General features: G+C 40.3%; 8 protein-coding genes. 4 read left to right on the forward strand and 4 right to left on the reverse strand.

Annotation, left to right across the window (positions count from 1 at the left end):
* The first annotated feature begins 5 nt into the window (after positions 1–5).
* A complete protein-coding gene (pmbA, locus tag ACUR5C_RS05870; RefSeq protein WP_454467427.1) occupies positions 6–1,379 on the forward strand; it encodes a metalloprotease PmbA in 1,374 nt (457 codons plus the stop codon).
* Positions 1,380–1,596: 217 nt separating this feature from the next.
* Positions 1,597–3,048 (forward strand): aminotransferase class V-fold PLP-dependent enzyme, encoded by a 1,452-nt coding sequence (locus ACUR5C_RS05875; protein WP_454467428.1) that lies wholly within the window; start codon positions 1,597–1,599, stop codon positions 3,046–3,048.
* A gap of 98 nt (positions 3,049–3,146) precedes the next feature.
* Here ACUR5C_RS05875 and ACUR5C_RS05880 read toward each other — a convergent pair whose 3' ends face one another.
* Genes ACUR5C_RS05880 through ACUR5C_RS05890 form a run of 3 tightly spaced genes read right to left on the reverse strand, consistent with a single transcriptional unit; the run spans position 3,147 to position 7,433 of the window.
* The gene (locus ACUR5C_RS05880) at positions 3,147–4,832 is read right to left on the reverse strand and encodes a diguanylate cyclase domain-containing protein (protein ID WP_454467429.1); all 1,686 of its coding nucleotides are present in this window, start codon (positions 4,830–4,832) and stop codon (positions 3,147–3,149) included.
* On the reverse strand, positions 4,822–5,262 hold the full coding sequence (locus tag ACUR5C_RS05885) for a response regulator (protein ID WP_454467430.1): 441 nt from the start codon (positions 5,260–5,262) through the stop codon (positions 4,822–4,824). Before ACUR5C_RS05885 ends, ACUR5C_RS05880 begins: the two co-directional genes overlap by 11 nt.
* Positions 5,259–7,433, reverse strand: a complete 2,175-nt coding sequence (locus tag ACUR5C_RS05890; RefSeq protein ID WP_454467431.1) for a PAS domain S-box protein — start codon at positions 7,431–7,433, stop codon at positions 5,259–5,261. Before ACUR5C_RS05890 ends, ACUR5C_RS05885 begins: the two co-directional genes overlap by 4 nt.
* Positions 7,434–8,196: 763 nt before the next feature.
* Between ACUR5C_RS05890 and ACUR5C_RS05895 the strand changes: the two genes are divergently transcribed.
* Both ACUR5C_RS05895 and nhaA read left to right on the forward strand, forming a co-directional pair.
* On the forward strand, positions 8,197–9,189 hold the full coding sequence (locus tag ACUR5C_RS05895) for a CorA family divalent cation transporter (protein WP_454467432.1): 993 nt from the start codon (positions 8,197–8,199) through the stop codon (positions 9,187–9,189).
* Between the two features lie 32 nt (positions 9,190–9,221).
* Complete coding sequence (nhaA, locus tag ACUR5C_RS05900; protein WP_454467433.1) at positions 9,222–10,394, forward strand: Na+/H+ antiporter NhaA; 1,173 nt, start codon at positions 9,222–9,224, stop codon at positions 10,392–10,394.
* A gap of 62 nt (positions 10,395–10,456) precedes the next feature.
* On the opposite strand, the gene mltF is transcribed toward nhaA, so the two are convergent.
* Positions 10,457–11,944: a membrane-bound lytic murein transglycosylase MltF gene (mltF, locus tag ACUR5C_RS05905; protein ID WP_454467434.1), complete on the reverse strand. Its 1,488-nt coding sequence runs from the start codon at positions 11,942–11,944 to the stop codon at positions 10,457–10,459.
* Between the last annotated feature and the right edge of the window lie 4 nt (positions 11,945–11,948).

Genomic DNA, 11,948 nt, shown 5'->3' on the forward strand with positions numbered 1-11,948 from the left:
GATTGATGAATGATTCAAGTCAAGTAAATCAAAGAGCTGCAGATGAGCTCAATATAGCGCAAGAAAGCGAACGGTTAAACGAGTTAGCTGTCGATTTGTTAAAAAAGGCGAAGCAAAAAGGGGCCACTCAGGCTGAAATTGGTATTTCTAAAGACTTGGGGCTATCGGTACAAGTTAGAAACCAAGATATAGAAACTTTAGAGTTCAATCGAGACAATAGTTTGGGTTTAACTGTTTATTTTGGGCACAAGAAGGGAGTTGCCACAAGCAGTGATTTATCTATGAAGTCACTCGATGAAACCCTAAATGCAGCCTGCAATATAGCAAAATATACTCAAGAAGATTCTTGCTCTGGGCTTGCAGATGCTGAGCTAATGGCCGATAAACCAGTCGACTTAAAACTAGATCACCCTTCCGGCATTACCGCAGAGCAAGCGAAACAAATCGCTTTGGAGTGTGAAACAGCAGGCTTAGAATTTGACAGTAAGGTATCTCAAAGTGAAGGTGCGACTTATAACAGCCATAGACACCTACGCTTTTATGCTAATAGTCATGGATTTTCTGCTGCAGTCCCTTCTTCTCGCCATAGCCTTAGCTGCGTTTTAATTGCAGCAGGTGCCAATGGAATGCAAAGAGACTATTGGTACTCGGTTGCGCGCAACGCCAATAATTTACAATCACCTCAAGAGATTGGGGTGAAAGCGGCACAAAGAACTATAGCGCGACTTAATTTAGGAAAAATTAAGACGCAAAAGGCGCCAGTATTAATGACTCCAGAAGTCGCTAGAGGGCTTTTAAGTAGTTTGTTTGGGGCGCTTTCTGGTTCGAGTATTTATCGGCAGTCGAGCTTTTTAATTGACTGTATAGGAGAGCAAATTTTTCCCGCATTTTTTAACATTAAAGAAATGCCTTTTATAGAGCAAGGTCTTGCGAGTAGTTGGTTTGATAATGAGGGTGTTGCCACGCGTGAGCAAATGATTGTAGCCGAGGGCAAACCACAGACTTATTTACTCGGTAGTTACAGTGCAAGACGGCTAAATATGAGTCCTACCGGTCACGCTGGCGGATTGCATAATGTGCAGCTGAGTTATTCTGACTTTAGTCAGCAAGAATTGATAAAGAAAATGGATCGAGGCTTAATTGTGACTGACGTAATGGGGCAGGGTGTCAATTTAGTCACTGGAGACTATTCTCGAGGGGCTTCAGGTTATTGGGTTGAAAATGGGGAAATTCAGCACTTTGTCGAAGAGATCACAATTGCTAGCAATCTCAAAGCAATGTTTTCTGGACTGCAAGCAATCAGTAATGATCTTGATTTTCGTAGTAGCCAACTTACAGGTTCTTGGTTGTTAAATGAAATGACCATTGCCAGCAACTAGGCGGGAGAACACCGTTTACGCATAACTTGATTAAAATGAATGGGCTTTTATATTAGGGTTTGTTAATATATCGGTCATTCAAGCTTCCCATTGGGTAAAAGCGCCAATTTCCTGCGGCGTAACTTGCTGGAGTAAGCTGTTTCTGTTTGATATAAAAAGCGAAAGCAAGGTTTTAGTTTTTAATATCAAAAGGTTACTTATTTTTCAGGTGTTCACTATGAGTTTAGAAAATTACTTCCGTCCATTTCGTGAAAATATCGTTGGTAGAGACTATAGCTATGCCGGCAATAAAATGATTTACGCTGACTGGACCGCAAGTGGCAGGCTCTACGCGCCCATTGAAGACTTCCTAACAAATCAAGTCGGACCATTAGTTGCTAACACTCACACCGAAGCCAGCTATTCTGGCTGTGCAATGACCAATTTGTATCATCAAGCACAACAAGAAATAAAAAAGCACTTGAACGCTAACTCCGAAGACGTACTAATTTGTTCGGGTTCTGGAATGACATCTGTTATTAATAAATTTCAGCGCATTTTAGGGCTGCGTATTCCAGAAAAATGGAGTGAGCGAATTACCATAACAGAAGCAGAAAAGCCGGTAGTTTTTATTACGCATATGGAGCACCACTCTAATCATACGTCTTGGAACGAATGTGCGGTAACTCTGGTGGTTGTTCCTGCCAATGAAGAAAATATGCCTGACACTCAAGCCTTAGAAAGTTTGCTACAACAATATGCAAGCCGCCCAATGAAAATTGGTGCTTTTACTGCTTGTAGCAATGTGACAGGAATTAAAACAGACTATTACCAATTTGCAGAAATTATGCATCGTCATGGTGGCTTTTGCTTTATGGATTTTGCTGCTTCCGCGCCTTACGTTGATATCGATATGCACCCAGAAAACCCGCTACATCGACTTGATGCAGTTATGTTTTCACCACATAAATTTTTGGGCGGTCCTGGAAGTTGCGGTGTACTGGTTTTCAATAAATCACTATATACCAATAAAGTGCCTGACAACCCTGGTGGAGGAACCGTTACCTGGACAAACCCTTGGGGACAGCATCGCTTTTATGAAGATATTGAAGTGAGAGAAGACGGCGGCACACCTGGTTTTATGCAAACGATTCGAACGGCTTTGGCGATTAGATTGAAAAACCAAATGGGCACTGACAAAATTCATCAAAGAGAACAAGAGCTAGTGGATTTAATGTGCCAACAGCTGAGTAAAATCCCTCAAGTAAACGTACTTCATTCTAATAATAAAAATAGACTCTGTGTTATCTCTCTTTATGTTGCCGATATCCATTACAATTTAATTGTCCGTATTTTGAGTGACCGTTTTGGTATCCAGACTCGAGGAGGCTGCTCATGCGCTGGAACTTATGGCCATATTCTGCTTGGCGTTGACCAGGAAACATCTTGCTCAATTACCTCTATGATTGATGAAGGTGACTTATCACTCAAACCAGGCTGGGTAAGAGTTTCGCTTCACCCGACGACTACCGATGAAGAAGTAAGTTACATTACGAGTTCAATCAAACAAGTAATTGAAAACATAGACGAATGGAAGCAAGCCTATGAATTTTCGAGTTCGCAAGGGGACTATATACCCATTAACGAAAATAAAATGCCAATTAAATTGGCTGACTTTAACGGAATATAGAAAGAAAAGATTTAGCTATCATGGGCGCTGTAGGCTTGTGCAAACTTTCCTACAGCCTAACTTAAGATTTATGAGTTTAACCGCCAGTGATTTTTAGCTTAACGATCTGACGAGGCTAACAGTGTTTTAATTCCCTCGCTTGACTTCACAAACTCCCCTTGGATTAAATCAAACCCAAAGGACTCAATTAATACTAAATGGTTTTGGTTATTAATACCGTCCATAATAACGGGAATATTTTGCTTAGCTTTGATTGCAGATAAGTTTTCAAGTAAAGCTAACGCATGAGAATCTATACTAGTATCATTAAGCAAGCTTGGTGAAACCCTTATTTTATTGATAATGGCAGGGTGAATAAGTTTTAACGAACAGATACTACTTCCAAACTCATCAAGAATAATTTTTATACCCAGTTTCTGCAAAGAAAATAGTAAGTTTGGTTGGTTTGCATACAGCGAAGTTAATATAGATTCGTCGATTAATAGTTCTAAACCATTCAGTTGAGTATTTCTATCTGAAACGCAACCCTTTAACTGTTTAAGAAAGTTCTTATTATATAAAAATGTTTTTGATGGTTTAATTACAATTTTTAAATCAGATGCGTCTTTTTTTACACGGCAAAGTTGCTCACATATTCTGTCGAGCGCCCACTTTTCTGCTTCAATCATCAGGTTCGCTGAAATAAGACTTTGATTAAATGAGTCTGCGATTGAATAAGATTCGTTTTCATAACGCGCGATGACTCTTGCTTCAACCGCTTTGGTTATTTTATCTTTAAGCGAGTTTTGCGGAGCAAACTCCATAAATAAGTTTTGTTCTCTTAGTGCATAAGCTAATTTTTCACGAACTGACTTTTCTAGCTTGGTATTAGACTCAATGGATGCATCGAAAATATGATATCCATTGCGGCCTTTTTCTTTGACTTGGTAAAGGGCCAAGTCTGCATTCTTAAGTATTTCTTCTCTACTTTGGCCGGCTTGCGGGTAAATTGAAATTCCAATGCTGGCAGAAATGACTATTTCATGTTCCTCAATTTGCATGGGGGTGCTTAATGCTTTTAATATTTTTTCAGCGATTCTAGATACTGAGTTTAAGCTTTCGACATTTTCAAGTAATAATGAAAACTCATCGCCGCCTAATCGCGCGACTATGTCTTCAGTTCGTACGGTGTCAGTTAAGCGCGAAGCAACACACTCTAAAAGCTCATCTCCAACTAAGTGGCCTAAGCTATCATTGATATCCTTAAAACGATCTAAGTCTAAAAGCATCACTGCTAGCTGAGCTTTATTGCGATTTGCTCGTGCCATCGCGTTTTCTAAGTTGGTATTAAATAGCGTTCTATTAGCCAGCCCGGTCAATGGATCTTGCTTAACTAACTGCTCTAGCTTCTCTGACTCAACTCTTCTGTCTATTGCGTGAACAATCGTTCGCTCTAAAAGCGCTGGAGACAATTCGCTTTTAGGTATGTAGTCTGAAGCGCCTGCTTGGATGACTTCATTATCAAGTTTTTCGTCTTCAACTCCGGTAATTACGATTATGGGGGTTTTGCAACCAATGGCTTTAGCTTCATGAATAAACTCAGTGCCATTCACGTGTCCGAGTAAATAGTCAATTAAAAATGCATCGAACTCTTCACTTCCAATTTTTCGTTTAGCTTCTTCGAGCGTACTCGCTTCGACCACCGTCACCTCTGACTGACTGACCTTTGACAGAAGTTCTCGTATTAAAATTCTATCGACATCGTCGTCATCGACAACGAGTATTTTGAGTTGATTATCTGCCATAAGGGAGCTCGACAGTTTTTAACCAATATTGATTTATTGATTTAACAATTGAAACAAGGCCAGTAAAACTCATCGATTTACTGATAAACGAATTGGCTCCAGCGGCATAACATTTTCTTATGTCTTCTTCTGCGGTTGATGTGGTTAACACAATAACGGGAATTTGACTAAACCGAGCATCTGACTTAATGATTTTTAGCGCTGTTTTTCCATCCATTTTAGGCATATTTAGGTCAAGCAAAATGATAGACGGTAGCGGTGATTTTTCTACATCATTAAAAGGAGGGTGCCGGTTTAAGTAATCGACTAAAAGCTCGCCATCTTCAATACAAATTAATGGAATGTCGATTTTAGCTTGCTTAAAAGCTTCCTTACAAAGAATTTGATCTTCTGGATCATCGTCAACAAGTAAAACGGGTGCCGTATTCATTGTGCTTCTATCTCTAACTGCTCTATTGGTAACTGGATAATGAAGGTGGTACCTTCACCCACTTTCGATTCGCATTGAATGCTGCCGTGATGCCTTTCAACAATTTTTCGGCAAATTGATAATCCCATTCCGTTTCCTTGGTATTCTTTGCGTGAGTGTAGGCGTTGAAAAACCTCAAATATCTGAGATTTATATTTCATTTCAAAGCCTATTCCATTGTCATTTATATAAATATAGCAACTTTTTCGTGGTTTATCGTACTTAGCACTAATTTTAATTCGTGTTTTTTCAACGGCTGTATTTCTGTACTTTAAGCTGTTTTCTATTAAGTTTTGCAAAAGTTGGCGAATTTGGACTGGATCACCTTCAATGATAGGAAGCTCACCGACTTCAATATGTGCGTTACTCGCCTGAATACTCAATTCTAAATCTTCAAGTGTAGAGGCAACAATTTGAGCCAAATCAACTCGCGAAAATGGGGTTTGACTAGAGGTTATTCGGCTATAGGTTAAAAGGCTACTTAACAATAATTGCATTCGCTCGGCTGCATCTAATATATAATTTAGAAAGTTCTTGCCTTTGTCGTTTAACTCGCCGTATTCGCCAGAGTTAAGTAACTTACCAAATGAAATGACTTTGCGTAGCGGTTCTCGTAGGTCATGTGAGGCGATAAAAGCAAACTCTTGAAGTTCTTTGTTAGACGTGGCCAATGCATTATTGGTTCTTAGCAATATCCTTTCTATGGCTTTACGTGAAGATATATCTCTAGCAATGGTCGATGTGCCAATTATTTGACCATCTGGATGAATGATAGGTGAAATCGTCAATGATACATCAATGGTCTTTTGATCTAACGTTATTCGTTCGGTTTCAAAGTGCTTTATAAGTTTGCCGCTACTGACTTGTCCAAATAAATTTTCATATTCTTGATATTTATTATTCGGAATTATCGCGGAGATGGGCTGGTTAACAATGTCTTGAAAAGCGTAGCCAAATAATTTTTCTGCCCCTTTGTTCCAGCTTGTCACTCGGCCATCTGGCCCTTGGCTAAAGATAGCGACATCGGTGCTTTGCACTATCGCCGATAAATGAGCTTGATCTTTTGCTGCTTCGCGCCGTTCAGAAATGTCTCTAACGAAGGCACAAAATTCAAAACTATTAATTGATGCAATGGGTAAAATGGTGAGTTCAACTGGTAGGCGTTGTCGCTTTTTGTTCAGTGCTTCTAGCTCAACACGTCGATTCAGTATTTTGCCTTCTTTGTTTTGTCTAAATTTTTCTAGGCCAATTTGGTGAGCCTGACGGTACTCTTCGGGAATAATAAAGTCTGCTAAGGGTCTGCCGATGACTTCTTTTTTTGTGTAACCGAAAATAACTTCAGCTTGAGAGTTCCATTCAGTGACTTCTCCGTGCTCAGTAATCATGATGACACCATCTAAAGCAGAATTTAGGACTAAGCGAAGTCTTGACTCACTTTGTTGGATAGAGTGTTCAAATTCTTTTTGGGCAGATATGTCACGTAGGACTAAAAGTGTGTCGTGTTGAGAGTTAAGGCGTGAAAGTGAGGCCGAATAACTATTCTGCTGATTGTTTTTGCTAGCTAACTGAGTATGAAAATGAGGCGACAGCTGACTTGATTCTGCGTCGCTACTTGCCTGAAAACCTTCTATTTGTGCGGTTAGAAATGGTGTAAAGACTTCACTTTGATGCCGTCCAGTTAGCTCTTGTTGCGAATACTCAAATACTTGAGTTGCCGCTAAGTTGCAATACTTAATTGTCCCTTGGCTAGAAAGTATAAATACAGCATCATTCGCTTTATTAAAAATTTGCGCGCTTTCAATGCGAGAGTCTACTTGTGGTGCAAAGAATTTAAACAGCGCTAAGCTAACTATTAGCGTAATTAACGTTATAAGATAGTCTGGCATAAATACACTGCCATTGGTTTTAGCTGCGAATAATCCCCAATTTATAATGACAAGTGACGAGCAAATAATCGTTATTTGGTTTACTCGGTTAGTTGGCTGAACTAGTCCTGCAGCAATCACTAATAAAAGATAAAGCTTGCCCGTAACACTATGTGGGAGCCAAAAAAGCTCACCGATAAATATGGCCGCTGCAGCAACGAGCAAAACTATTGCAGAAACCTGTATTTTGGGGGAGGGTGGAGTCACTTCCGTCTCAGTTGTAGTTTTTAAAAACTTGCTTTAATTATAGTTGCTCTAAGCTTAAATGCATGACTAATTTAGGAGATTCTCATAAATGCTATTTTGTGAAATAACGGGGGACTTAATCGCACATAAATTCACGCTAGTTGGTAAAAAATGAACCGATGACATAACTCCAGTTAAGCCTAACATACGGCTTTTGTACCATTTTTATAGGTGCTAAGGAATTATCACCCTAAATGCTCGGCTTAATGGAAATAGATGAACTCGCCTGCGTGTTGATGGGAGCGAGCCTTTTTCGTAGCAGGAATTAACATTTTCAGCCTTATACTAATTGCTCGTGCGCTTCCTGCCGGCATTGGGTTTAGGATACATATTGTTAGGCGTTTTATATTAGGGCTTATTTTACTGTTTGAGCGCTCAATAAAGCGAGCAGCCCGGATAAAAATTGGGGCAACTTAAAAATTGGTGCAAGCGTTTAAAATTCGGCAAACTCGCATCCAAACCTTTGTCCGCAGCGATAGCTTGCCTAACCACCCAGATTGGCTAATCAGCTACGTGTTAGTTGAATGCGAATGGATGCCTTAGTAGAGTAAAGGCTGCCCATAGCATTTGCCTTGCGCAGTGAGTCGATTTAGTGAGTAACTTAAATTTTGCCATTGACCGCGAGTTTAAAAAATATAATATTAGCATTCCTTTTCCATAAAGAGATTTGCATTCTGTTTAGTCTGCCTAATTCTCATCAGAGTCTAGTTACGGAGAGCGCATAATGAGTGAGATAAACTTTGATCATGTTTTACATGAAGATGGGCTTGTATGCGCTTATCTGCTAGGGCAAGAAAAGCATCAATCGCTTACTTGGGCAGAGGTGAACGCATGGGATAAATCACAAGGGCCTATCTGGATACATCTAGACTTAACTGAAGAAAAAAGTGAGCACTGGTTATTGAATGAAAGCGGAATAGCGCCAGAAATTGTCAGTTCATTATTAAGAAATGATACTCGACCTCGTTTTTCAGAAATAGATAACGAGCAAGTCTTGTTAATCATCCGGGCGATTAACTTTCACCAGGGCTTTGCAAAAGAAGATATGTTATCGCTAAGAGTTTGGACCGATGGCGTTAGGTTAGTATCGGTAAGGCGTAAACCCTTGCTGGCTGTTATTGCTTTGCGCAAAGCAGTTGAGCAGGGTGATCAAATTAAAAACATCGACCAGCTTTTACTGTTTCTTATTCGGCATATCGATGCCAAGATAGAACCCGTTATTTATGAGTTAAGTCAGCATTTAGATGATGTGGAAGATACCATGGAAGCAACAGGAAGTTACGCCAAAGAAGATTTAGCCAATGTGAAGCTCACTGCGTCCACTTTTTTACGTCATTTATCGCCACAGCGAGACGTGCTTTCGCGAATGCGAGAGTCGAACATTGTTTGGTTAAAGAATTATAGAAATAGCTGGCGTGAACTATTTCATGGGCTAGTTATTTATGTTGACGAATTAACCGACATGAAAGAAAAAGTGAATTTTCATCAAGAGCTAGAGAATCAGCGCGTATTACAGCAAACTAACCAAACGATGTATTTGCTTTCAATTATTGCAGCAATATTTCTGCCTTTAACCTTGTTAACCGGTATGCTAGGCATTAATGTTGGTGGTATTCCTGGAACTAATCATCCGTGGGCTTTCGCTATTGTTTGTGTGGGAACATTAGTCTTGGGCATTTTTGAAGTGATATATTTTAAGAAAAAGAAATGGCTATAATTAGCCTGATATTTATCTAACAAGGAAATCGTATGCAAAGTCGTATTTCTAAAATGCTTCACGCAGAAGCTGCTCCTGGCATTGTCTTAATGATAGCTACTGCGGTAGCTATGCTCATAAAAAACAGTGGCTTGTCGGTCGCTTTTCAAAAATTATTAATGATGCCCATTGTTGTGAAAGTGGGTGAGTTTGGACTTGATAAACCATTTTTACTTTGGATAAATGATGGCCTAATGGCAGTCTTTTTTTTAATGGTAGGGTTAGAAATTAAGAAGGAGTTATTGCAAGGTCATTTGCGTACTAGTGCGCAAAGAACGTTACCATTTATTGCTGCAATTGGAGGCGTTGTAGTACCCGCGGCAATCTATTTAGCGATTAACTGGGATAACCAATTATCGCGCCATGGGTGGGCTATTCCAACTGCGACAGATATTGCTTTTGCTTTAGGAATTTTGATTCTTGCCGGTAAAAGAGTGCCCATTAGTTTAAAAATCTTCTTAATGGCTTTGGCTATTTTTGATGATTTAATCGCAATTATTGTTGTGGCAATATTCTATACTAGCGAACTATCTTTAAACGCACTATTAGTCTCTACGTTGGGTATATTGGGCTTGCTGGGTTTAAATAAAGCTAAGGTTACGCGACCGGCAGCTTATATTCTTTGTGGCGTTTTTATGTGGATTTGCGTATTAAAGTCTGGCGTACACGCGACATTAGCTGGAGTTATTACCGGGTTATTAATACCAATTAACGCAAAGCCTCATGTGAACCCAAATCAATTATTAATCGACTCGCTTCACCCATGGGTTGCCTTTGCGATCTTGCCATTGTTTGCGTTGGCGAACGCGGGTATCTCATTTGCAGGACTTAGCTTTAACAGTTTACTCGACCCAATACCATTTGGGATTGCTATCGCGCTATTTTTCGGAAAACAAATTGGTGTTTTCGGTTTTGCTTGGGTTGCCATAAAAATAAAGCTAGCTTCAATGCCAGAAAAAGCGAATTGGCAAGGGTTATATGCGGTTTCAACACTTTGCGGCGTGGGTTTCACTATGAGTCTATTTATTGGAAGTTTAGCCTTTCAATATGGCGGTGCAGGAGACGCCAAGGCAGATCGGTTAGGTATTTTAATCGGTTCTTTGATTTCGGGCGTGGTCGGGTTTTGGTTGCTAAAGCGCAGTCAAAAAGGATTTCAAGCGAACTAACCTATTGATTAACCGCTTGAGTTATAGCGCTAGTACTTGGCATCTAAGCGGTTTATAAAAATCTATTGAGGGGTTACTTGACTGTCGCTTAATTTGCTTTCATTTTTGGCAATCAGCGAGTCTTTTGGTTTCTCTGGATCAGTTGGTATTGCTTGTTGTTCTTCGTCTTGCCAAACTAGCACGTCATAGTAGCGCCTAATGTTAGTGACATACTTTACAGGTTCTGCGCCTCGCGCATAGCCATGTTTTGTCTGCTTATACCAGCGCTTCTTTTGCAGCAATGGTAGCCGCTCTTTTACATCGGCCCACTTATCTGGATCGCCGCCTTGTTTTTCGGTAATAATTCTAGCGTCTTCTACATGTCCCCAGCCAACATTGTAGCCGGCCAAAGCAAACCAAGTGCGATCAGGATCTTGAATTCTTTGCGGCACACGACTTAATATTTTTCGTAAGTATTTTGCTCCGCCTAAAATGCTTTGCTCTGCGTCAAGTCGGTTTTTAATACCAAGCTGTTTCGCAGTAGGCAGTGTAAGCATCATCATGCCGCGCACACCAGTGGGAGATTTGGCTTTTGGCCGCCAATGTGACTCTTGGTAACTGATGGCTGCTAGCAAACGCCAATCTAAGTCATCTTCGGCTGATTCAACAAAGTAATCTTTGTATTCATCTAATTTTTCTTGAGTTGCCCGATGAAATTGGCGAGCTCCAACATAATCAAAATGCTCAACGTGGCCGTAGTATTTTTCAACTAATTGGGCCACTTGTCCACTAGCTTGCTGTTCACCAAAAAACTCGATTACCTGGGTAAACAGGGTATAGTCTTGAGATTTAGGAAACGCCCAAGCTAAACTTTGCGGCTTGCCTACAGTAAAAGCTACCGCCAGTTCTGGGTGAAAGCGGCGGTTTAAATCAAGCTCGGTTGAATCGACAATGGTATAGTCGATAGTTTCGTCGAGAATCATCATTAATAGTTCTTCACTGGTGTGCTCTGTTGTTTCCGACCAATGGAGTTCAGGGTGACTTTGCTTTAAATTTAGGAGCTCTTGGGCAAAAGAAGAGTGTGCGAGTACTCTCAGTTCACCGTCTAATTGAGAAACATTGCGCGGCCACTTGTTGCCTTGTTTGAACACTAATTTTGAGGTGATTTGCTGATATGCTGGTGCAAATTGAAGGTTTTTTTCACGCTCTGGTGTGACCGTTAAACCTGCTGCAGCAAAGTCGACTTTTCCTTGGTCAACCAGTTCTACAATTTCTTTTAGGTTGTCGTTAATAACCCATTCTACTTTTACGTTTAACTTTTGGGCAAACTGCTCGACAAGCTCATATTCGATGCCAGCAAATCCGGTGGCACTTTCATAGTAAGTGGTTGGACTATTGCGGGTCACTACTAGGATTTTACCGCGCTGTTTAATTTTGTCTAAAGTGCTTAGCTGGGGTTGGGTGCATCCATAGAGAAAAGTCGCCAAAAACACAGACAGCCAAAGGCGGTAGAGTAAGCCTACTTTATTGATTGTTTGCTGTTTTGATGCGTCATAATTATACGTTGGCATAGTT

This window comes from Aliikangiella aequoris (assembly GCF_053709105.1).